Origin of the sequence: Promicromonospora soli, assembly GCF_014653785.1 — a bacterium.
GTDB classification, from domain to species: Bacteria; Actinomycetota; Actinomycetes; order Actinomycetales; family Cellulomonadaceae; genus Promicromonospora; species Promicromonospora soli.
On record NZ_BNAS01000001.1, the window covers coordinates 620,942 to 642,827 of the forward strand.

General features: G+C 71.7%; 17 protein-coding genes. 5 read left to right on the forward strand and 12 right to left on the reverse strand.

What is annotated here, in order from left to right; all coding sequences use genetic code 11:
* Positions 1-371 precede the first annotated feature (371 nt).
* Positions 372-1,769, reverse strand: coding sequence for a peptide ligase PGM1-related protein (locus tag IE250_RS02825; protein ID WP_189667730.1), 1,398 nt, complete (start codon positions 1,767-1,769; stop codon positions 372-374).
* 237 nt (positions 1,770-2,006) lie between these two features.
* Between IE250_RS02825 and IE250_RS02830 the strand changes: the two genes are divergently transcribed.
* Positions 2,007-2,840 (forward strand): class II glutamine amidotransferase, encoded by an 834-nt coding sequence (locus IE250_RS02830; RefSeq protein WP_189667731.1) that lies wholly within the window; start codon positions 2,007-2,009, stop codon positions 2,838-2,840.
* Positions 2,841-3,009: 169 nt separating this feature from the next.
* Here IE250_RS02830 and IE250_RS02835 read toward each other — a convergent pair whose 3' ends face one another.
* Positions 3,010-4,863 carry an elongation factor G gene (locus IE250_RS02835; protein WP_189667732.1) on the reverse strand — a complete coding sequence of 618 codons (1,854 nt, stop codon included), beginning with the start codon at positions 4,861-4,863 and terminating at the stop codon, positions 3,010-3,012.
* Between the two features lie 151 nt (positions 4,864-5,014).
* Between IE250_RS02835 and IE250_RS02840 the strand changes: the two genes are divergently transcribed.
* Complete coding sequence (locus IE250_RS02840; protein WP_189667733.1) at positions 5,015-5,830, forward strand: alpha/beta fold hydrolase; 816 nt, start codon at positions 5,015-5,017, stop codon at positions 5,828-5,830.
* Positions 5,831-5,859: 29 nt separating this feature from the next.
* Here the strand turns inward: IE250_RS02840 and IE250_RS02845 are convergent, their stop codons facing one another.
* From IE250_RS02845 to IE250_RS02855, 3 genes are all read right to left on the reverse strand, one after another.
* Positions 5,860-6,498, reverse strand: coding sequence for an AAA family ATPase (locus tag IE250_RS02845; RefSeq protein ID WP_189667734.1), 639 nt, complete (start codon positions 6,496-6,498; stop codon positions 5,860-5,862).
* Positions 6,499-6,684: 186 nt separating this feature from the next.
* Positions 6,685-7,308 (reverse strand): NAD(P)-dependent oxidoreductase, encoded by a 624-nt coding sequence (locus IE250_RS02850; RefSeq protein WP_189667735.1) that lies wholly within the window; start codon positions 7,306-7,308, stop codon positions 6,685-6,687.
* The gene (locus IE250_RS02855; protein WP_189667736.1) at positions 7,305-8,249 is read right to left on the reverse strand and encodes an EamA family transporter; all 945 of its coding nucleotides are present in this window, start codon (positions 8,247-8,249) and stop codon (positions 7,305-7,307) included. The genes IE250_RS02850 and IE250_RS02855 overlap by 4 nt, the downstream gene beginning before the upstream one ends.
* Before the next feature lie 79 nt (positions 8,250-8,328).
* On the opposite strand from IE250_RS02855, the gene IE250_RS02860 reads away from it, so the two are divergent.
* Positions 8,329-9,219: a LysR family transcriptional regulator gene (locus tag IE250_RS02860; RefSeq protein WP_189667737.1), complete on the forward strand. Its 891-nt coding sequence runs from the start codon at positions 8,329-8,331 to the stop codon at positions 9,217-9,219.
* A gap of 3 nt (positions 9,220-9,222) precedes the next feature.
* On the opposite strand, the gene IE250_RS02865 is transcribed toward IE250_RS02860, so the two are convergent.
* The 5 genes from IE250_RS02865 to IE250_RS02885 are packed head-to-tail and all read right to left on the reverse strand — an operon-like array spanning position 9,223 to position 15,559.
* Positions 9,223-10,167 carry a hypothetical protein gene (locus IE250_RS02865; RefSeq protein ID WP_189667738.1) on the reverse strand — a complete coding sequence of 315 codons (945 nt, stop codon included), beginning with the start codon at positions 10,165-10,167 and terminating at the stop codon, positions 9,223-9,225.
* Positions 10,164-12,698, reverse strand: coding sequence for an Hsp70 family protein (locus IE250_RS24780; protein ID WP_189667739.1), 2,535 nt, complete (start codon positions 12,696-12,698; stop codon positions 10,164-10,166). Before IE250_RS24780 ends, IE250_RS02865 begins: the two co-directional genes overlap by 4 nt.
* The gene (locus IE250_RS02875) at positions 12,685-13,353 is read right to left on the reverse strand and encodes a hypothetical protein (RefSeq protein WP_189667740.1); all 669 of its coding nucleotides are present in this window, start codon (positions 13,351-13,353) and stop codon (positions 12,685-12,687) included. Before IE250_RS02875 ends, IE250_RS24780 begins: the two co-directional genes overlap by 14 nt.
* A gap of 40 nt (positions 13,354-13,393) precedes the next feature.
* Entirely contained in the window at positions 13,394-14,641 is a 1,248-nt protein-coding gene (locus tag IE250_RS02880) for a hypothetical protein (RefSeq protein ID WP_189667741.1), read from the reverse strand.
* Between the two features lie 36 nt (positions 14,642-14,677).
* Positions 14,678-15,559, reverse strand: a complete 882-nt coding sequence (locus IE250_RS02885; RefSeq protein ID WP_189667742.1) for a serine/threonine-protein kinase — start codon at positions 15,557-15,559, stop codon at positions 14,678-14,680.
* Between the two features lie 103 nt (positions 15,560-15,662).
* Here IE250_RS02885 and IE250_RS02890 point away from each other — a divergent pair, with 103 nt between their 5' ends.
* The gene (locus IE250_RS02890; RefSeq protein ID WP_189667743.1) at positions 15,663-16,223 is read left to right on the forward strand and encodes an AAA family ATPase; all 561 of its coding nucleotides are present in this window, start codon (positions 15,663-15,665) and stop codon (positions 16,221-16,223) included.
* Here IE250_RS02890 and IE250_RS02895 read toward each other — a convergent pair.
* A complete protein-coding gene (locus IE250_RS02895; RefSeq protein ID WP_189667744.1) occupies positions 16,208-19,549 on the reverse strand; it encodes a bifunctional [glutamine synthetase] adenylyltransferase/[glutamine synthetase]-adenylyl-L-tyrosine phosphorylase in 3,342 nt (1,113 codons plus the stop codon). The two genes, IE250_RS02890 and IE250_RS02895, sit on opposite strands and share 16 nt — an antisense overlap.
* Positions 19,550-19,604: 55 nt before the next feature.
* Positions 19,605-20,939 (reverse strand): type I glutamate--ammonia ligase, encoded by a 1,335-nt coding sequence (gene glnA / locus IE250_RS02900; protein WP_189667745.1) that lies wholly within the window; start codon positions 20,937-20,939, stop codon positions 19,605-19,607.
* 104 nt (positions 20,940-21,043) lie between these two features.
* On the opposite strand from glnA, the gene panB reads away from it, so the two are divergent.
* A complete protein-coding gene (panB, locus tag IE250_RS02905; protein WP_189667746.1) occupies positions 21,044-21,874 on the forward strand; it encodes a 3-methyl-2-oxobutanoate hydroxymethyltransferase in 831 nt (276 codons plus the stop codon).
* The last annotated feature ends 12 nt before the right edge of the window (positions 21,875-21,886 follow it).

The following is a 21,886-nucleotide window of genomic DNA, read 5'->3' on the forward strand; positions in this document are numbered from 1 at the left end:
TCGTGCGATGTGCGCAAGTGACTCTCCTGGCTGGGGTCGTGCTGGTCAGCATGTATTCGCTCGGGACGAGCGGAACGCTTGAAGAGGGTTCTGATCCATCGTTTGGGGAATGCGACTCCATAGTCGCGAAGCAAAGGTTAGAGCTCGTCCAGCGCAGATGAAGCTCCGAGGAAACTTCCAGGGGCCGATAAACATCCTCGACATCGGAACCAGCACCCACTGTCCGAGCGCTCACGATGAACTTCTTCGGGCCCGGCAACCCGACTGGGACCAGCGTCGACACTCATCACGCCCGCGCTCGCTCCGGCGCCCGTATCCCCTGCCTGCTCTCCAGCGTCCGATCGACATCTGTGGTGCGCGTTGGCGAGCCGTCAAGCACTAGGAACGTGGCGCGAGGCGGGCGTCTCGATCGCGGCCACTGCTGCCTGGTGGAGCTGCTCGGCGTGGCCGGGTGAGCGGCCGATCGTCGTGAGTCCGATCCGACCGTCGATGTCGAGTCCGATGAAGCTGTGGAGGATCGCGCCGATTCCGGACCGTGGGTCGAACTCCAGTCCGGCCGAGCGGACGGCGTTGATGACGTCGTCAGCGGGGCGCCCGCGCCAGGCCGGGTCGACTACGTTGTCGGTCGAGCGGTAGCAGCGTTCAGAACCGTCCTCGGCCGACCAGCTGCCCGTCTCTGCGTCGTAGTGCCCTGGAACCAGGTTGTGCAACAGAGAGAGTGGGTGCGAGGTGCCTGTCTTGCGCAGGTTGATCTCGAGGCCGTGTAGCTGCCATCCCGAGGAGGGAGATCGTGTTGCCGCGAAATCGACGCAGAAGCGGCCCATCGCACCCTGGTCCGCGAGAAGCTCGCCCACGGCCTCGCCGTACGACGTGAGGTGGTTGCGGTAGTCCGGGTTCGCCGGAAACCGACATCCCAGGTACACCTGTCCGCCGGCACCGCCGAGGAGCTGTTCGTGGGTGGAGATGACTTCTACGCGGCGGACCGGTGCGATGTCGACCTGGACACTGGGGCTGGAGAACTGGTGCCCGGTGACGAGCTCCTCGACGACTGCTCCGCCCGCGAGGTCGGAGAGATACCACGGCTCCAGGGACTCGACGGCTGCCCGCAGCTCGGCGGCGGTGGGCGAGCCCGTGAACCGGACCACGCGATTTCCGTGGCCCGTGCCGCTGTTGTCCAGCTTGATGACCACCCCGGCCGCGCCGGCATGCTGTCGCCTGATGGCCTCCGCGGCTGCCAGGACGTCGGCGACGGAGCGAACGTCTTCCTGTCCGAGCGGAAGCGGCACTCCGGCGCTGCGCATGAGTCTTCGGCCGTTGCTCTTGAACCCGAGCGGCCACAGGCTCGGCTCGGTGCCGTTGAGCGGCAACCCGAGGCGGCGGGCGACCTCCATCTCCAGATGCGTGACGTTCCACGGTTCGATATAAGCCAGGCGGCCGGACGTCATCGTCCGGATCCTTTCCATGAGGTCCGGCCGGTCCAAGAGCTTCGACGTAATCGAACGCGGGGTCGGGTCGGGGACCTCGAGGAGCCGGATCCGTGCCCGCGTGTCGTGTCGGCGGTCCGCCGGCACGAAGGACAGGTAGTACTCGAGCACGCGCTCCGTGGGGCGTTTGGCCGTCACGAAGATCATCTCCGACTCCGGCACCTGCGGAAGCATCAGCATGGTCAGCAGCTGTCGGTGTTCCAGGGCAGGGATGCGCTGCCCGTACTCCGCGAGCAGCGACGATTCCACGCTGTACGACGGGAGAACCACCACAGTGTGGGGCACGCGGGATCGGGGCTGGTTTGCCGACCTCGCGCGGGCCAACCGCGCCTGCGAATTGAAGGCTCCCATGTCCCTCCGATCCTGGGTCTCAGGTGATGGGGGTCGCCGGACCGGCGTAGGTCGACAGTGGGGACCATGCTATTGGGAGGCTATTGGCCAGTTGCGGGTTCGACCTCACCCGCTTCGGATGACCCGCGGCGTCTGTCCCCGACGCACACTGGAGTGGAGAGTGAGGTTGAGATGTGTCGTTGGCTCGCGTATTCAGGTTCGCCGGTACTTCTGGAAGATCTTCTCTACAAGCCTGAGAACTCGCTCGTGGTGCAGAGCAGGCACTCACGGCTGGGCGTGGAGACCATCAACGGTGACGGTTTCGGTGTCGGCTGGTACGGCGCCCTGGAGACACCGGGCATCTACCACAGCACCGAGCCGGCATGGAACGACCGCAACCTGCAAGAGCTCTCAGCCCATGCGGCCGCCGGGCGGGTCTTCGCTCATATCCGCGCGTCGACCGGCACGGCGGTCCAGCAGACCAACTGTCATCCCTTCCGCCACGGCCGCTGGCTCTGGATGCACAACGGGGCCATCGCGGACTTCAAGCTGCTCAAGCGCGACCTGATCCTGGCCGTCGATCCCGCCCTCTACACGGAGATCGAGGGATCGACGGACTCCGAGCTCTTCTTCTTCCTGGCCCTGACATTCGGACTCGAAGAAGACCCACCGGGAGCAGTCGCCCGAGCAGTCGGCCTCATCGAGGAGACAGGGCGACGGCACGGCGTCCAGTACCCGATCCAGATGACCGTGGCCACCACCGACGGGACAACCACGTGGGCGTTTCGCTACTCCAGCGAGGGCAGGTCTCGGTCGCTGTTCCGCAGCACTGACGTCTCCACGCTCCGAATCCAGTACCCCGACAACCCCGTTCTGCACAAGCTCTCCGAGGACGCACGGCTCGTGGTGTCCGAACCACTTGGGGACCTGCACGGAGCCTGGCGAGAGGTGCCGGAGTCCACGTGCCTCGTCGTCCAGGGTGGCAGCGAGGAGCTGCACGGGTTCTCACCCACGCATGCCCGATAAGAGCTCCCTGAACCTCCGGAGGCCTCCCCCGAACGGGCGATCGTTGCGGCGAGCTGCTCGACGCGTCGCGTTGACCATGCAGTTGCTGCCGGGAGCGGGGCGGTCCTGGTAGCAGCTGCATGGTCAACCTCCGTATGAGCGACGTATGCCGTGCGCATCGACGCCCCCCTCACGCCCGCGCCATCTCCCGCACCGGCTCGAACCGGTCGTGCTCCGTCCGGCACATCCCCTCCCCGTGGGTCAGCCCCGGCAGCTCCCGCTGCAACGCCGCGACGCGCCCGGCCGGGATCTCACCCTGCACGACGGCGATCCCCGCGACCGACGTGCGCGACTCGAACGGCACGCCGCCCAGCCGCCCCACCAGCGAGGTCACCGGCCCGACGGCGTCGTCCGGCACCTCGATCACGAACCGGTGGACCGGCTCGCACACCACCGTCCCCGCCCGCCGGACCGCGGCGGCCAGCACGCGCGGCGTCAGCCCGCGGAAATCGGCGCCGGTGCTGGACATCGCCTTGTTGAACTTCTGGTGCATGTGGCTCTGCCGCGGCGCGTAGCCCGAGTGGGTCATGACCACCTGGGCGTCCGGGATCGGCCAGCGCAGCGGCCCGCGGGCCAGCTCGCGGCGGACGGTGTCCTCGACGGCGTCGAAGAACGCGGGCGGCATCGACCCTCGCTCGCACTCCAGCTCGAACGTCACGCCCGAGCCGACCGGCGCGGGCTCCACCCGCAGCCCGATCGTGGCCAGGAACTCGTTGCCGTCCTGCTTCTTCACCTCCAGAGCGTTCCCCGTGCCGACGAGCCGCTCCGTGCGCGCTGTGCGAACCTCCCCGAACTCCGCGTCGACCCGGTACTCCCGCTGGAGGACGGCTGCCAGCACCTCCCGCTGGACCTCGCCGTACAGCGACACGGTGATCTCCTCGTCGCGCCGCCGCACCCGGATCAGCGGGTCCTGCTCGGCCAGCTCGGTGAGCGCGGCGTACAGCCGGCCGCGGTCGGCCGGGGTTGCGTCCACGACGGTCTCGTACGACGGCGGCGGGAACTGGCTTGCCCGCTCGTCCCCGGGCAGGACAGGCCCTACGACGTCGCCGACCCGCGCCGTCGACAGCCCGTGCAAGACGGCGATCTGCCCCGCCTTCGCCGTCGGGCGCGGTTCGAGCGTGCCCCGGTGCGCGACGCGCAGCCCCGTTATCCGCTCGGCCCGGCCGTGACCCAGGTCGATGCGGTCCCGGACCTGCAGCGCGCCCGACCGCATCCTGACGAACGTCCGCTTCCTGCCGCCCTCCCGGTCGATGGCGAAGACGACGCCGGACGGTCCGCCGGAGCGCTCAGCGGCGGCAGTGCCGGCGTCCGCGCCCACGGGACTACCGGCGTCAACCACCGGCAGGTACGTACCGAGCGCGGCAGCCAGCTCGGGCACGCCGGCGCCCGTCACCGCCGACCCGAACAGCACGGGATGCGCGTTCCCCCGCCGCGACTCCCCCGCGAGCCAGTCGCGCACCTCGTCGTCCGGCAGCGGCTCCACCCGGGCGGACGCCGTTCCCGCGGCGAGCACCCGCTGCACGGGCAGCACGTCGGGGCTGAGGCGTCGCGCGACGGCGTCGGCCACGGCGTGCGGGCGCGCCCCGCGCCGGTCGATCTTGTTGACGAACACGATCACCGGCAGGCGCAGCCGCTGCAGGGCGCGCATCAGGACGAGCGTCTGCGCCTGGACGCCCTCGACGGCGGACAGCACCAGCACCGCGCCGTCGAGCACGGCGAGGCTGCGGTCCACCTCAGCAATGAAGTCCGGGTGCCCTGGCGTGTCCAGCACGTTGACGGTGATGCCCCCGGCGGGAAAGGAGGCCACCGACGCGCGGATGGTGATGCCACGCTCGCGCTCCAGCGCGAGCGTGTCCGTGGTGGTGTCGCCGCGGTCCACGCTGCCAGGGCGGTCGATCACGCCCGCGTGGTGCAGGAGGCGTTCGGTCAGGCTGGTCTTACCGGCGTCGACATGGGCGACGATCCCGAGGTTGAGGTACGACAAGAGCTGTCACGTCCGTGATTCGGTGGGTCAGGGCACGGGGCGTGACAGCTGTCATGGGAGTTCCGTTCTCTCGGGTGGTGCACCACGATGCTCCGGCGGCGCGATCGGATCAACGGATTTTCCGCCGGCAGTGCCACAAGCGGGACCGCGCATGACGCCGTCGTCGTGGAAGGCTTCGCGCATGGGCCGGCGCGCGGAGGACGAACTGGGAGTGACACATACGTGGGGCGCGGGCCCCGAGGTGATCTTCCTGAGCAATCCGCTGGCCGACCCCGTCGAGTGGTCGGCCAGTGTTCGCGACGAACTTCTCGCCCTGGGCTACCGGGTGACGACCTTCGAACATCGGCCGAGCGGTCTGGACTGGCGCAGCAGTGTCACCTGCGTCGAGGCGTTCCTCGCTCGCAGGCGAGAACCAGTCGCGCTCGTCGGCTGGTCGCAGGGGGCGGCGATCGCGCAGGAAGTGGCGCTTGCTGCCCCGGAGCGCGTGCGAGTGGCCGCTCTGCTCGCCACCTACGGGCGGCAGAACGAGATCGACAGGGTGTTGCAGGAGTGCTGGGACATCCTGGCGGACGGCGGATCAGACTCCGTGCGACTCGCGATGGGCCTCCTGACGGCGTTCTCGCCGGACCGTCTTGCTGATGACTCGTTCGTGCGGAACTTGCGGGAGGCTCAGTCATCCTGGGCAGGCCCGCCCGAACCACGCGCGAGACGACGATCAGCTACGTTCATATCGACGTACCAGGATCGACTTCAGGACCTCGCGGGCGTCACCGTTCCCTGTCTGATCATGGGCTTCGAGCTCGACACGGACACGTTCGTCTCCCGAGCACGCGAGGTCGCGCGGGCAATCCCGCGCGGAGAGTACGTCGAGCTGCCCGGCCTCGGGCATGCCGCCCCGTTCAGCGACCCCGATCTGGTCTGGCCGAGAGTGATCGGCTTTCTCAAGGAACACCACCCTCCGGCGTAATCCAGGGTGGTCCCGGGCGGGCGGCTTGCTCAGAGTTCGCCGTCAACGGCGGTGAAGCCGGGGCGGTAGCCGCCGGCCCGCGGCAGCCGATCCACGGCGTCGTCGGTCACCACGGCTCGCTGCGCGGCCTCGGCCACGATCAGCTCCGCGGTCTGCTCGGGTGTCTGCTCCCCGGAGTCGAGCCACCAGCCGAGATCGCCCAGCTCCCGCTGCTGGTTCCGAGCAAGAGGCGCGAAGTCGTAACCCACTCGCGTCTCGGGTGCTCGCGTCGCGTTGCGATGTCGCGCCACGTCCAGCGGCGGGCACAGCACCACCAACAGCAGGGGCCTCGTCTCGAGGCGGCTGAGGATGAAGCCCAGCTCCGATCGTGTCTCGACGACAGAGTCGATCACCGGCGTGAACCCCGCTCGGGCGAAGTTGTCCGCCGTGGAGCACACGTTCTCGGTCCGCAGCTGGAGCTGTCGGAGGCCCTCAGGCCCGGGGTTCCACCGGCCTTCGTCGTCGAGCATGTTCGCCCAGCCGCTGACGAGCATCATGCCGAACACGTCGCCGTCCAGCCGAGCCGCCCGCGGCAGCCGCTCGGCCACCAGCTGCGACACGGTCGTCTTTCCCGCCCCGGGCGTCCCGGTGATCAGCAGACAGCCGGCAAGAGTCTCTGGAAGAGTCACAGTGACCCTCTCCTTTCGAGCAGTGCGTCCCGAGACGGGGTAACACCTGGGCGCTGGTACGAGTCCGGAACGCACTGGTCACCGGGGGCAAGCGGTAGAGAGCAAGACCTCATCCGGGCAGGCATAGGCCGACCGTAGTGAGCGGGCGCCGTGCGTGTCGCGGGATTTCCTGCCAGCTGGCCAGCGTCAGTACGCGACAGTGAAATGCCTGACGCCGGACGGGTTCTCGACCTCGTCCATGACCGCGACCGCCAGGTCCTCTGCCGAGATGTGCGACCGGCCGGTGCCGTCGACCAGGAGCATCGTCGTTCCGCGGCGGTAGGTGCCCGTCCGCAGCCCCGGCTCGAGGATCGCCGGCGGACTGAGATAGGTCCACGCCGCCTCATGCCCCTCGCAGACCTGCAGCTGCGCCAGGCTCGCGACCGCGCTGGACCTCCACTGAGGGGGTACGTAGCGCTCGTCGTCAATCACCAGCAGTGCCGGTGAGGCGGGGCTCGTCAGCGGTCCGGCCCCCCCGACCAGCAGCAACCGAGTTCCGGTCTCGGCGGTGGCGTCGAGCAGGGCGGCCGTCGTCTCGGGCACGCTCGCCTCCTCGCCGGGCCGGGGCCGGACTGCGCTGACCGCGACATCGGCGGTGCGGAGCAGCTCTCGAACCTGCACCCGGTCACGAACATCCACGGAAGCTGTCACGACGGCGCTACGCCCCTCGCCCGTGCGGGAGACGGCCACGACGTCGTGCCCCCGCGCCGACGCCTCGTCCACAACGCGTGTGCCGACCATGCCGGTGGCTCCGAAAACCACGACCCTCACCGCGCGGCCCCCAGCGGCGCGACGACGACCGGGGCAGCGGGACGTTCGGCGCGCGCTCGCGGCGGCAGCTGGCCCCCGAGCACGGCGGCAAGCGCCAGCGCGAACCCGACGGCTTGGACGGCCGACAGGCTCTCGCCGAGCACAACGACACCGATCGCCGCCGCCACCAGGGGCGACAGCGGGGCGAGGAACGCGACGGACGTGACCGGCAGCTTCGAGATCCCCCGGAACCAGAGCACGTACGCGACCAGTCCGCCCACCAGCCCGAGCCAGAGGTAGCCGAGGGCGGCGCGGCCGTCGACGGCGGGCGGCGCGCCCTCGGCGATGAGGGTGACTGGTATGAGGAAGAGCCCGCCCGCCGTCAGCTGCCAGCCCGCGAACGAGACCGGGCCGACGCCGTCGGGCCGCCCCCAGCGCTTGGTCAGGGTGACGCCGAGCGCCATCGAGCCCGCGCCCACAAGCCCGGCGACGACGCCGACCGCATCGAGCCGCGCACCTGGGCCGAGGACGACGAGACCGACGCCTGCCACGCCCGCGACACCCCACGCGATCCGCCGCGCCGACAGGCGCTCGCCGAGAACCGGCACCGCGAGGAGCGCCACCACCAAGGGACCGATCGCGCCGAGCGTGGCCGCCACGCCGCCGGGGAGCCGCTCGGCCGAGATGAAGAGCATCGGGAAGAAGAGCCCGATGTTGAGGATGCCGAGCACGGCGCTCTTCCACCACCACGAGCCGCGCGGCAGCGCCATCCCGACGGCTACGGCGATGAGGCCGGCGGGCAGCGCACGCACGAGCCCGGCGAAGAGCGGGTGTCCGGCGGGGAGCAGCTCGGTGGTGACGAAGTAGGTGGTGCCCCAGACCATGGGGGCGAGGGCGGTCACGACGGTGAGCGCCACCGTGCCGCCCCGGCTGCGGCCCGGTGAAAGCGTCAGGGTGTTCATGCGGCCAGTCTTCGGCGTCCACGGGCGATGAGTCCAACACATCCTTTTCATCTGATCGATCGTGATTCACGATTGATCGATGGAGCTTCAGCAGATGCGGTACGTCCTCGCCGTCGCCGAGACGGCCAACTTCACCAGGGCCGCCGAGCGCTGCCACGTGGTGCAGTCCGCCCTGAGCCACCAGATCAAGCGGCTCGAGCACGAGCTCGGTGCCGAGCTCTTCGCCCGCACCAGCCGCCGCGTCCGCCTGACCCCGGCGGGCGAGGCGTTCCTGCCGGCCGCGCGGCAGTGCCTGGAGGCCGCGGACCGGGCCGCCGCCGAGGCGGCCGCCACCGTCGGTGAGGTGCGCGGCCGGCTCAGCGTCGGCGTCATCCCGACGGTGGCCGCCGTCGACGTGCCCGCGGCCTTGCGCGACCTGCGCCGCCGCCATCCGCAGGTGCGGGTCGCGCTGCGCACGGGCGCGAGCGACGACCTGACGGCAGAGGTGGCCAACGGGCGGCTCGACGTGGCGTTCCTCGGCCTGCCGAGCAGCTCCCGGCCGACGGGCGTGCAGAGCCACGAGCTGGCCCGCGACCACCTCGTCGCGGTGCTCGCCCGTGACCATCCCCTCGCGGACGGCGGGCAGCTGGACCTCGCGGATCTCTCGGCCGAGCCGTTCGTCGACTTCCCGTACGGTTCGGCGGGCCGAGCCCAGACCGACCACGCCTTCGCGCACGCCAAGCTCACCCGTGACGTGGCCTTCGAGGTCACCGATGCTGCGCTGATGGCCCAGGTGATCCGGCACGGGCTCGCGATCGGCTTCCTCCCCTCGGCCTACCTCCAGCGCGCCCCGGAGCTCCGCGGTCTCGCCGCGATCACCGTGACGAATGCGCCGAGCCGCGTCGAGTACGTCGTGTGGGGCAGCCCCGGGCCCAGTCCCGCGACGGTCGCCTTCCTGGCGACCATCGGGCTCCAGCCGACGCCGGAGTGACCGCTACGGCACCACCTCGACCGCCACGGTCACCGTCTGGTTCCTGACCCGGTCCGCCTCGTTCGTGTTGGGATACGGCGGGTCGACGTCGCCCACGCTGGCCACGTCCACCGCGCCCAGCGGGATCCCGCTGCCCGAGGCGATCACCTGCGCGGCCGCGAGCGCGCGGACCAGCCCCACCTCGGCATTGTTCGCGTAGGGGCCGCCCGGCACGGGTACGGTGTCGCTGGTATGGCCGACCACCGTTACCTCGACGTCGGCCAGGTCGCCGAGCCGGTCGGCGAGGCCCTCCAGCATGTCGCCCCCGCGTTCCGAGGTCTCGGCGCCGCCCGCCAGGAACACCGGGTCGCGGAACGTCACGACCACGGATCGCGCGTCGAGCGTGGTGGTCCACCTGGGGTCTACCAGCGCGTCCCGCACCTCCTCAAGGGCCGCCCGGTCCTCTGACATCGCACCTTCCGACGTCGGCCCGCCGCCCGACGGCGAAGGGGACGCTGACGGCGCCGTCGCACGGAGCTCGCCGACTTCGTGTCGCAGCCGGGTAAGTTCCTGGGCCACTGCGGGATCGGCCCCCTGGTCCGACGTCGGCCCCGGAGCAAGGGCCCAGCCGACCGCGGCTCCCCCGCCGGCGAGCAGGAGGCAGGCCGCCGCGGCGCCGACGGCCGCGCCCCCGGTGGAGCGCCTCCCGGCCCAGGTCTCGCGGATCCGACGTCGGCCGTCGCGCGCCCCGGCGTGTTCGGGATCGAGTCGCTCGACGCTGGCCCAGCACGCGTCGGCCCGGGCGAGGTCCCCGCGCTGGGCGTGCACGCGGGCCAGCAGGTCGAGGACCTCCACGTCGCCGCTGTCCTGACCCCCGGCCGTGTCGAGCAGACGCAGCGCGGGGTCGTACCGGCCTGCGCGAGCGTGCCGTGCGGCCTCGACGACGGCGGCCTCGACGACGGCACTCACCGACCACCGCCGTTCCCCAGGAGCCCGTCCCCGAGGATCGATGACGTCGTGCTGCTCCCGCCGGTCCGGTCTACGAACCGGCCGAGCCGGGTGTTGATCCCGTCGAGCCGGTTGAGATCGCCGACGGCGACCGCCGCGCGACCGTCGGCGAGCAAGCGCTGCACCTCGCGGCGTGAGTCGCCGTCCAGCTCGCCCTCCAGGCCCGCGAACCGGACCAGCGGAAGCTGCCCGTTGTCCTGGAACACCCGGAGCGCGATGGACCTGACCTCGTTCGTCCGCCGTTCGATCACCGTCCGGTTGCCGTCCGCGATGGCCTCCTCGAGCTCTGCCTCTGCCTTGCGCAGATCCAGCACGTACTGACCACCGCCCGCTTCCTGGACGATCTCTTGCGCGATGCCCTGCGCCTCCCGTCCTTCCTGGACGACCCTGGGCAGCTCCAGCAGCCCGTCGGCCTCGTCCAGCGCGGAGTCGGCGTCGAGCAGACGTGCCTGACAGGTCGCAATCGCGTCCTGGTCCGCCTCGGACTGCCGCAGGAGCCGGTCGATCTCCTCCATGATGCCGTCCGAGTCCAGCCGTGCCAGGCGGGCCAGGGTCTCCGTGGCGCCGACCTGGTCGGCCTGGCTCCGCAGGTCGTGGTACCTGCGGTCGAGTGCCGCGCGGGACGCCCTCAGGGCCGCGAGGCTCGGCAGCACCGGGCGGGCAAGGTCGACGTCGATCTCGAACTCGGCGTCGAGGAAGGGGACGAAGGCCTCGGCCTCGATCCGGAAGCTGGTGTCGACGCGCACGACCACCTCGACCTCCGTACCCACCGGAAGGTCGCGTTCGATGTCGTCCGGCCGGACGACGAGCTGCCCCACCACCGTGTTGCGGTCAGCTCGGGCGTGCTCGCCGGACAGGATCGGGATGCGGACCAGCCCGTCCCCGGACGTCTTGCTCACCGCCTGCGTCGTCCGCAGCCCGCGGATCTCCCCCTTGCTCGGCAGCTCGGTGTTGCGCAGGACCAGGGGCGCCACGACGTTGCCCGCGAGGCCGACGCCGAGCGAGTGGCTCATGGTCGGAGCACCGCCCATGCCGCTCTTCTTGCGCTGGTAGGTGATGCCGGGCTGATCCGTCGCGACCTCGGTGCCCGCCGGGTCGCGCAAGGTCACGGTGAACGAGTGGGTGGTGAAGTCCTCGGCGCGCAGCCGCACGGAGAACGACCCGTCCGGGCGCAGCGCAACGACCCCGGTGCTCCAGGGCGGGGTCGTCGTCGTGTTACGGATCTCGACGGTGCCCCCGGTCCAGTCGGCGACGCCGTCCGCTTGGGCCCGCCCGCCGAGCAGCGGGTCGGGGTCGAGCCCGGCCGCCGCGTACTCGAGGTTCAGCCGCGCCCGGCCGGGCGCGAGCGGGACGGTCGCCCGGATCTCCCGGGGGATGCGCTGCGTTCCGGCATAGACTGCCGCGCCACGCGCCACGACGGTCATCGGGTCGAGGCTGTGATCGAGCTGGATGCCGAGGCCGTCGGCCGGGTCGGCCAGCATCTCGCGCACCAGGGAGAGCTGGGACGAACCGCCGACCAGCAGGACGCGCTCGAACGCCCCGGGCCGGATCCCGCTCTCGGACAGCGACTGGCGGCAGAGCCGGATCGAGCTGGCCACCAGGGGCCGTGCGATGCGGTCGAGGTCGTCGCGCGTCAGCACGCAGGCAAAGTCGATCTCGCGGCCGGCCGCGATCTTGATGTCCGCCTCGATCTCGACCGTCTCCTGCTGCGACAGCTCGATCTTCGCCGCTTCCGCCAGCCCCTTGAGGTGCGCGAGCACACCCCGGTGGTGCGGGTCGTCAGGAGTGACGTCGCTCAGGCCGTGCTCCTGCTGCAGCCTGGGCAGCAGGATGTCCTCGACGATCGCCCAGTCGATCCGCTTGCCGCCCAGCGAGTTGTCTCCGGCGTGGTTGACGACGATGAACTCGCCGTCCTCGATCTTCACCACCGCCGCGTCGAAAGTGCCGCCGCCGAAGTCATAGACGAGCCAGAAGCCCTTGTCGGGCACCTCGGCGGCGTCTGCCGTGTACGCCCAGACGGCGGCGGTGGGCTCCTGCAGCAACGGCGCGACCCGCAGGCCGGCGAGCTCGGCAGCCCGGCTGGTGGCGGCCGTCTGGTCCGCGGTGAACGCGGCCGGGACCGTGATCACGGCGGTCTCGACCTGCTCGCCCGTGCGCCGCTGCACGTCGCCGCGCACCGACTTGAGCACCTCCGCCGACAGCTCTTCCGGCGACATGGTGCGACCAGAGGCCTCGAACAGCTTGTCCTGGTCTCGCCGTCCCATGCGGAGCTTGAACTCCGCGCACGAGTTGTCGGGGTCGGACACCACGCGGTCATTGGCCTTCTGACCGACGAGCACGTTCCCCGAGCGGCTCAGGTACACGGCCGAGGGCGTGAACTCCTGGTTGTGGTTGTTGCGGACCACCTCGGCGCCCGCACCCTTCGCCACGGCGACGGCGCTGTTGGTGGTGCCCAGGTCGATCCCGACGTCGATCGTGTCACGCATCGTCATGTCCCCTCGTCTCGGATGCTGCCTTCTCAGGTGCTGCGTGCTCCGGCACTGCGTTCTCCGGCGCTGCCTTCTCCGGCACCGCCACGATCACTTCCCCCTCCTGGATGACCCGCCCAGCGCGGCGCACCGAGGGCCGGACGGTCTCCACGACTGTCTCCTCGGTGACGCTCGGATCGTCCTGGTAGGCCAGCACGCGCAGGTCCATCCCCACGTCGAACCGCAGCCCGTCGTGCCCGTGCGCCTCGATCCCGGCGCGGGCCAGACGGTCCGCCGCGGCACCCAGGTAGCGGTTGGCCCAGCGCACCGCGCGCGCCGCGTCCTGGTCGGCGGTGGGTCCGCCCACCTTGTTGCGGGCCCGCCAGATCTCCGTCACCAGGTCCGCGACCACCTCGTCCGGCAGGTCGTCCGGCAAGTCGTCGGGCAGGGCGCCCGGCAGGTCGTTCGGCTGGTCGTCCGGCAGGCCGTCCGGCACCGGCGGCGCTGTGGGGCCGGACGCCGTCGGGCTGGGCTCGGCGCTCGGCGGCGCCGCCGCGCCGGGCACACCGTGAGCCCCCTCGGCGGGCGGCAGGATCCGGAACTCGGCCGGGAACCGGCGCTGCCGGAACCAGGCCGACAGGCTCGAGGCGCCGTCCCGGCGCCGTGGTGCGGCGTTCACGCATCCACTCCTTCACGTTCGTGTGTGTCCGGCCCTCGCATCAAGGCCTCCGGAAGAACCCGACGACCCGCCCGACGACGTCCACCGCCGTGAGCGCCCCGAAGACGGCGCCCCCGGTCGACCACACCGGCCCTAGGCCGAGCTGGTTGTAGAGCAACCACCAGGACGCCACGCCACCGGCCGCGAGGACGACGAGGGTGAAGAAGCAGCCGAGGGCGGCGCCACCCTGAGCGGACACGGGCACCCCGCCCGCTGCGAAGTTCTCAAGATCGGCGAGGTTCGTGTCCAGGAGCGCGCCGGCCGACGGGGACGACGCCAGGGGCCGGGCCCTGCGGAGCAGCTGCAGGGCCGGCTCCGCCGACGCCGGAGTGAGCTGGCCGGACTCCAGGCGGTCGTTGACGTACCCGAACACACAGTTGTTGGCGGTCCGGGCAACCTCGTCCCGGACAGCGCCGGTCAGGTCGTCGTCAGGGCCCAGCACCGCCGTGACGGTCGCGAGCGCCGTCGTCGTCTCGTCGAGCAGCGCGCGGGCAGCCGAGAGCCCGGCGGACGGATCAGCGCTCAGTGCGGTCTCGCAGGCGACCCGCACCCGGTCCGTAGCGGGTTCGACGGCCGCCCGGGCGACGTCGCGCACCTGCCTCGGCTCGAATCCCGACCCGTGCAGGGCTTCCAGGTGGTGCTCCGCGTCCGCGGGAGCGACACCGGCGGCCTCCACGGCCAGCCCGACGGACACGCCGATCACGTGCTCCTGCAGCCGGTCGCGTAGCGCCCGGAGCACAGCGACCGTGAGCCGCGGGTCGTCGATCTCGTCCGCGCGCCGACGCACCCACGCCCACGTCTCCTCGGCGGTGAGCGCCTGCGCCCAGAGGCGCAGGCCCACCTTCCAGTCCTCCCGGGCGGCCTCGCCGGTCAGCCTCCCGTCGGGGAGGGTCGCCTCCAGCGCCCGGCAGTGCGCGAACACCGCGTGGTCGTGCCCGTCACCGCTGTGGTTCCCGCCGTCCGGCCTGAGCCAGAACAGCTCGTGCACGAGCCGTGCCAGCGGGTCGCGCAAGACTTCGAAGCCGCCGCGCAGCGCGTCGGCGTCGTCCGACGGCAGCAGCGGCACGTCGCCGTCGGGCGCCGGCGTCACGTAGTACGGGTTCTGGGTCTCCTCCCGGTGCCGGCGCACCTGCCGGGCCGACACGTCGGTGGGCAGGCCGGTCACCCGGAACGCGTTGTTCCGATACAGGCCGTGCCCCTCCAGGGGGCGCAGCACCCGGTCGATGTCGCGGGCGACAGCAGACGTCATGCTCTCCGTGTCCTCTCCATGTCAGCCCTCTCCATGTCAGCTGCCTCCGGGTCGGTGCTGTCTGTGCTTGCGGGACGCCTGCCAGGCAGCCAGCTCTCGGCCCAGCGCGGCCGCGTCGGCCGGGCGTCGCTGCAGGTCCGGCTCGAGGGCGCGGAGCACGACCTGCGCCAGCTCGTGGTCCACGTCGCGGTTCAGGTCGTGGGGTGAGATCGGTGGCGCCCGGTGCCGGGCGCCGAAGACGGTGAGCGGCACGTCCGAGTAGGGCAGGAGGTCCGTCAGCAGGAGATACGCCACCGTCCCGACGGCGTACACGTCGCCGGCCGCAGAGGCGCCCTGCCCGTACCTGAGCGCCTCCGGTGCCATGAACGCGAGCGTGCCCCCGGAGCCGGCCAGGCCCGTCTCGGCGTCGACGCGCCGAGCCAGCCCGAAGTCGCCGACGCGCACCCGCAGCCGGTTCTGGTCGTACCCGACGAGGACGTTCCACGGCGTCACGTCGCGATGGACGATCGGCGGGGCCGCCTGGTGGGCCACGGCGAGACCGGCGCAGAGCTGCACGAGGATCTCGACCGCGTCGTCGACCGGCACGAACCCGTCCGAGTGCGACCGCCGGAAGTCGTCGAGGTTCCCGGCCGCGACATACTCCATCGTGAAGAAGCCGCGCTCGCCCGCCGGCGTCTCGACAGTACCGGCTTCGAAGACCCGCACGACGTTCCGGTGGCCGAGCTTCGACAGCAGCACGGCCTCACCGAGCATCCGTCGCGTCTCGGCCAGGGTCCCGACCCGCTTGAAGACCTTAATCGCCTGGCGTCCCAGGAACCGGTGCCGAACCCGGTACACCTCGGAGTAGGCGCCCTCGCCGAGGTAGCGCTCGACCTCGTACGTGTCGCCGATCGGACGGCCCTCGGTGAGCAAACGCACTGACCCTCCTCTCCCGCCGCTGTGGTCGACGAAAGGGTGACAGGCACCCTTCGGGACCCCTCCCACCCAGCTCTACCAGCGACAACGCCGTTACCCTACCGCCATGATCGTGTGGCTCAACGGACCTTTCGGCGGCGGCAAGACCACGACGGCGGCGGAGCTCGACACCCTGCTGCCCGACGTGGTCGTGTTCGACCCGGAAAAGATGGGCGAGGCTATCGTCCCGACCCTGAGCGGCGTCGAGACGGTGGGCGACTTCCAGGACTGGCGGCCGTGGCGCGAGCTTGTCGTGGCAGCCCTGACGTCACTGGACCGCTACACGGGCCGCACCGTCGTGGCACCCCAGACAGTGGTGGTGGAGCAGTACTGGGACGAGATCACGTCGGGCCTAGCCGCGGCGAGCGTGGACGTGCGCGCCTTCACGCTGGACTGCACGCCGGCCGAGCACGAGCGGCGGATCGCGAACGATACCGTCACCAGTGCCACTCTCGAGGAGATCAAGATCCACGACGGGGACGTGGGCTGGCGGCGCCATCGTGCCGCCGACTACCGCGCGGCGCTCCCCTGGCTCACGACGCGCACCGAGGTGATCGAGACGACGCTGCTGCGCCCGGCCGAGGTCGCCAGGGAGATCGCGACCCGCCTCGCTCACTCCGCGCCGTAGAACACGCGCTCCATCACGGCGCGAGCCCGCCGCGCGACCCGGAGGTACAGCTCCTCGAGCTCCGGGCCCGTGCCCACGTCCCCGAGCAGGCGTGCGATCCCGGTCAGGGCGTGGCTGTCGTGCGGCAGCATGTCGACGCCGGCGCCCGTGGTCCGCCCCGACCACAGCACGATCGCCGAGCGCAGCCGCGACGCGAGCCTCCAGGCCTCCAGCAGCACCTCGGCGTCGTCGTCGGTCAGCAGGTCCGCCTCGTGGGCGGCCGTCAGCGCGGCGACCGTGCCCGTGGTCCGCAGGCCTGGCACCTCGAACGCGTGCTGGAGCTGCAGCAGCTGGACCGTCCACTCGACGTCGGACACTCCGCCGCGCCCCAGCTTCAGGTGCCGCGCCGGGTCGGCGCCGCGCGGCAGCCGTTCCGACTCCACGCGCGCCTTGATGCGCCGCACCTCGCGCAGGACCGCCGCGTCCGGCCCGCCCTCCGGATAGCGCAACGGGTCGATGAGCGCAGTGAACCGTGCGCCCAGCGACAGGCCGCCCTCCGCGCCGGGCCCCAGGTCGAGCTCGCCGTTGACGTCGGACACGCTGCCGCCGGGCATACCGCCGGACACGCCGGCGGCAGCACCGCCGTCGGACAGGAGGGCCGCCACCGCGCCCTCGTCCGGGCCGCCCGCCGCGACCACGCTCAGCGTGCCCGACAGGGCGCGCGCCCGCAGGAGCGCCTGCGCCTCCCAGGGCGAGGACCAGCGGCCGTAGTACTTCACGTAGGACTCGAAGGACCGCACGAGGGGCCCGTTGCGGCCCTCGGGCCGCAGGTCGGCGTCCACGGGAAGGCTCGGCTCGGGCCCGACGGTGGTGAGGATGTGCCGCATGGTCTTCGCCACGGTCAGCGCATAGTCGTTGGCTTCCTTGTCCGCCGCGCCGCCGACCGCCTCGTACACGAACATGATGTCCGCGTCCGAGCCGTACCCCATCTCCTGGCCGCCGAGGCGGCCCATCGCGACGATGAGCAGCCGCGCGGGCTCGTCCCCGCGCATGACCTTCCGTTCTGCGCGCGCCTCGTGCTCCGCGATGCGCAGCCCGCCGGCCAGGACGACGTCGGCGGCGTCCGAGATGGCCCGCGCAGCGGAGACCGGGCCCAGGGCGCCCAGGACCTCCGCGACGCCGGTGCGAGCCAGCTCGCGACGCCGCAGCGCGCGCAGCGCGACGGTGGCGCTGTCGACGTCCTGGGCCCGGCCGAGCAGCGCGTCCGCCTCCGCCGCCAGCCGCCGCACCCCCCGCGGCGCGAGCGCCTCGGACTGCGCCAGCCAGCGCACGGACTCCGGCGACCGCCCGATCGCGTCCGCGAGGTACCGCGACGAGGAGAGCACCTGGGCCAGCCGTGATGCGGCCTCGGCGGAGTCGCGCAGCAGGCGGAGGTACCAGTGGGTGGAGCCCAGCGTGTCCGACAGCTTCCGGAACGCAAGCAGCCCCTCGTCGGGATCGGCGCCATCTGCGAACCAGCCGAGCAGCACCGGGAGCAGCTGGCGTTGGATCGCCGCACGCCGGGAGACGCCGTCGGTCAGGGCCTGGACGTGGCGCATGGCGCCGGCCGGGTCGCGGTAGCCGATGGCGGCGAACCGGGCCATGGCGGCCCGTGGTGCGAGCGACGCCTCGCCCGTGGACAGCAGGGCGGTGGCCGGCAGGAGCGGCCGGTAGTAGACGGCCTCGTGCAGGTCGCGCACCTCGCGCCGCACCGACCGCCAGGTCTTGACGAGGTCGTCGGCGCCGCCGCAGCCCAGCCCGCGGCCGAGCCGTCGCAGGTCGGCCTCGGCGGTGGGCATGAGGTGGGTACGGCGCAGCCGGAAGAGCTGGATCCGATGCTCCAGGGCCCGCAGGAACCGGTAGCACTCCCCCATCCGCTGAGCGTGGTCGCGCCCCACATAGCCGCCGCGGGACAGCGCGGCCAGGGCTTCGAGAGTGGTGCGCGACCGGATGTCCTCGTCCGCGCGGCCGTGCACGAGCTGCAGCAGCTGCACGGTGAACTCGACGTCGCGCAGGCCGCCCTTGCCGAGCTTGATCTGCCGGTCCGCCTCGGCCACGGGCACGTTGTCCTCGACGCGCTTGCGCATCGCGCGGGCGTCCTCGACGAAGTTCGGCCGCTCCACGGCCTGCCACACCAGCGGCCCGACGGCGGCCACGTACTCCTCGCCCAGCGCCAGGTCGCCCGCGACGGGACGGGCCTTGAGCAGCGCCTGGAACTCCCAGGTCACCGCCCACCGCTCGTAGTAGGCGACGTGGCTGGCGAGCGTCCGCACGAGCGGCCCCTGCTTGCCCTCCGGCCGCAGCGCCGCGTCGACCTGCCACAGTGCCGGCTCCGCCGAGGCGCCCGAGCACACCTGCGCGAGCCGTCCCGCGAGCCGCGTGGCGACCCGCAGGGCGTGGTCCTCGTCGCACGCCAGCGCTCCGTCGGGCAGGCGGCCCGGCTCGGCCACGTAGATCACGTCGACGTCCGAGATGTAGTTCAGCTCCCGGCCGCCGGTCTTGCCCATGCCCAGCACGGCAAGACGGACGCCGGCAGCGTGGTCCGCCTCGTCGGCACGCGCGATGGCCAGCGCGCCCTCCAGGGCGGCGGTTGCCAGGTCCGCGAGCGCGGCCCCGACGGCGGGCAGGACCGCCGTCGGCTCGGGCGCGGTGACGTCGGTGGCGGCGATCCGCAGCAGCCGCGCCCGGTAGGCGCGCCGCAGCCGGTCCGTGTACGACGGCGGGACGTCCTCGGCCCGCGCCGTCCCGCCGGCCGGCGAGTGGGTGCCCGCGACGGGCGCGTCGGCGTCCGGGTCGGCGTCGACCGCCCGCAGCAGCTCGGCGCGGACCACCTCGGCCGGCACGCCCGTGCCCGGGGTGCGGTCGCGGATCACGTCGAGCAGCGAGGGGTGCCGGACCAGCTCGTCGCCGAGCGCCGAGGACGAGCCCAGCACGCGCAGCAGCCGGTCGCGCGCCGTCGGGCGGGGCGTGTCCACGTCGTCGTGGGACTCCGCGGACCCGCCGTCAGGGACCGCCAGGACCGGGCGCAGCCGGTCGGGAGCGGCCGCGGCGAGACGGACGAGCTGCAGCAGGGTGAGGTCCGGGTCGGCGACGGCGGCCAGCGACCGCAGCAGCGCGGCGTCGGCGGGCTCGAGCTCGACCGATCCGCCGTCGGGCCCGGCAGGACCCGCTCCCGCGCTGCCCGTGGGCCGGCTGTCCAGGACCGCGACCAGGTCGGGATCCTGCCACAGCGAGGCCGACCGGGTGAGGTCGGCGAAACCAGCCCGGATCAGATGGGTCGTCAGGGTCTCGGGTCGGCGGCTCTGCACCCCCTGACCCTACGACGCGGGCCGGAGGTGCAGCACCTCCAGCCCGTCGCCAGGATCAGAGCTGCAGGAACCGCTTGAGCTCGAACGGCGTGACCTGCGCGCTGTACGCCTCCCACTCCGCGCGCTTGTTGCGCAGGAAGTAGTCGAAGACGTGCTCGCCCAGGGTCTCAGCGACGAGCTCGGACCTCTCCATGAACTGGATGGCCTCGTCGAGGTCGCGCGGCAGCGGGGCGATGCCCAGGGCGCGGCGCTCGGCGGGGGTGAGCTCCCAGACGTCGTCCTCGGTGTGGTCGAGGAGGTCGTATCCCTCCTCGATGCCCTTGAGGCCGGCGGCGAGGATCACGGCGAACGCCAGGTACGGGTTCGCGGCGGAGTCCAGCGCGCGGTACTCGATGCGCGCCGAGTTGCCCTTGCCCGGCTTGTACATCGGCACGCGGACCAGCGCGGACCGGTTGTTGTGGCCCCAGCTCACGTAGCTCGGGGCCTCCTGACCGCCCCAGAGCCGCTTGTAGCTGTTGACGTACTGGTTGGTGACGGCCGTGATCTCGCCCGCGTGCACCATGAGGCCCGCGATGAACTGGCGCGCCGTCTTGGACAGCTCGAACTGGGCGCCGGGCTCGTAGAACGCGTTGCGGTCGTCCTCGAACAGCGACACGTGGGTGTGCATGCCGGAGCCGGGCTGGTCGGCCAGCGGCTTGGGCATGAAGGACGCGAACACGCCCTGCTCGAGCGCCACCTCCTTGACCACCGTGCGGAACGTCATGAGGTTGTCCGCGGTGGTCAGCGCGTCGGCGTACCGCAGGTCGATCTCGTTCTGCCCCGGGCCGGCCTCGTGGTGGGAGAACTCGACCGAGATGCCCATGGACTCGAGCATCGTGATCGCGGCGCGGCGGAAGTCGTGCGTCGACCCCCGGGCGAGGTGGTCGAAGTAGCCGCCCTGGTCCACCGGCTCGAGCGTGGAGTCGGTCTTGGTCATCTGGTTGAAGAGGTAGAACTCGACCTCGGGGTGTGTGTAGAACGTGAACCCGCGGTCGCTCGCCTTCGCGAGAGTGCGCTTGAGCACATTGCGGGAGTCCGCCAGCGACGGCTGCCCGTCCGGCGTCAGGATGTCGCAGAACATGCGGCCCGTACCGTGCCGCTCACCGCGCCACGGGAGCACCTGGAAGGTGGTCGGGTCCGGCTTCGCGACCATGTCGGCCTCGAAGACACGGGTGAGCCCTTCGATGGCGCTGCCGTCGAAGCCGATGCCCTCGCTGAACGCGGACTCCAGCTCTGCGGGCGCCACAGCGACCGACTTCAGCACACCGAGTACATCGGTGAACCAAAGCCGGATGAAGCGGATGTCGCGCTCCTCGACCGTGCGGAGCACGAACTCCTGCTGCCTGTCCATGGGGCCATCTTGCACTAAACCTGTTACAGGTGCGTGTACCGGGCCTGGCCGACCGGTCGTAGGCTTTCCTGCGGCACCGACGCCACCCGAACCACAGGAGGACCATGTCCGCCCACACCTCGCCCACTCAGGGCCCCAAGAGGGTCCGCGTGCACCACCTGGCCGAGGCCAAGGCCCGGGGGGAGAAGCTCGCGATGCTCACCGCGTACGACGCCGTGACCGCCGCGATCTTCGACGCGGCCGGCATGGACATGCTGCTCGTGGGCGACTCCATCGGGAACGTCATGCACGGGCACACCAGCACGATTCCCGTGACCGTCGACGACATGATCCCCGCCGCGCGCGCCGTCGCCCGGGCCGCGAAGCGCGCCTTCGTGGTGATCGACCTGCCGTTCGGCTCCTACGAGGCCGGGCCGCAGCAGGCCCTGGAGACGTCGGTGCGGATCTTCAAGGAGACGGGCGCCGACGCCGTCAAGCTCGAGGGCGGGATCCGCTCCGCACGGCAGATCCGGGCGCTGACCGACGCCGGGATCCCCGTCGTCGCACACCTCGGCTACACGCCGCAGTCGGAGAACCTGCTGGGCGGGCCGCGCGTACAGGGCCGTGGCGACGCCGCCGTCGAGGGGCTCGCCGCCGACGCCCAGGCGGTCGAGGAGGCGGGCGCCGTCGCCGTCGTCCTGGAGATGGTGCCCAGCGCCGTCGCCGCGCGGATCACCGAGATCCTGCACATCCCGACCATCGGCATCGGCGCCGGGCCGCACTGCGACGGCCAGGTCCTGGTGTGGACGGACATGGCCGGGATGACCGACTGGTCGCCGCGCTTCGCCCGGCGCTACGCCGAGCTCGGCGCGGCGTTGCAGCAGGCCGCCGAGGACTACGTCTCCGAGGTCAAGGACTCGTCCTTCCCGGACGAGGCGCACTCGTTCGAGAAGTAGCCGACGCGGCGG

What these genes read in the sequence shown, in the direction of transcription:
- IE250_RS02830 (WP_189667731.1), top strand. Translation starts at nt 2,007, where the DNA reads ATGTGTCGTTGGCTCGCGTATTCAGGTTCGCCGGTACTTCTGGAAGAT.
- IE250_RS02840 (WP_189667733.1), top strand. Translation starts at nt 5,015, where the DNA reads ATGACGCCGTCGTCGTGGAAGGCTTCGCGCATGGGCCGGCGCGCGGAG.
- IE250_RS02855 (WP_189667736.1), bottom strand. Translation starts at nt 8,249, where the DNA reads ATGAACACCCTGACGCTTTCACCGGGCCGCAGCCGGGGCGGCACGGTG.
- IE250_RS02860 (WP_189667737.1), top strand. Translation starts at nt 8,329, where the DNA reads ATGGAGCTTCAGCAGATGCGGTACGTCCTCGCCGTCGCCGAGACGGCC.
- IE250_RS24780 (WP_189667739.1), bottom strand. Translation starts at nt 12,698, where the DNA reads ATGACGATGCGTGACACGATCGACGTCGGGATCGACCTGGGCACCACC.
- IE250_RS02880 (WP_189667741.1), bottom strand. Translation starts at nt 14,641, where the DNA reads ATGACGTCTGCTGTCGCCCGCGACATCGACCGGGTGCTGCGCCCCCTG.
- IE250_RS02890 (WP_189667743.1), top strand. Translation starts at nt 15,663, where the DNA reads ATGATCGTGTGGCTCAACGGACCTTTCGGCGGCGGCAAGACCACGACG.
- glnA (WP_189667745.1), bottom strand. Translation starts at nt 20,939, where the DNA reads ATGGACAGGCAGCAGGAGTTCGTGCTCCGCACGGTCGAGGAGCGCGAC.
- panB (WP_189667746.1), top strand. Translation starts at nt 21,044, where the DNA reads ATGTCCGCCCACACCTCGCCCACTCAGGGCCCCAAGAGGGTCCGCGTG.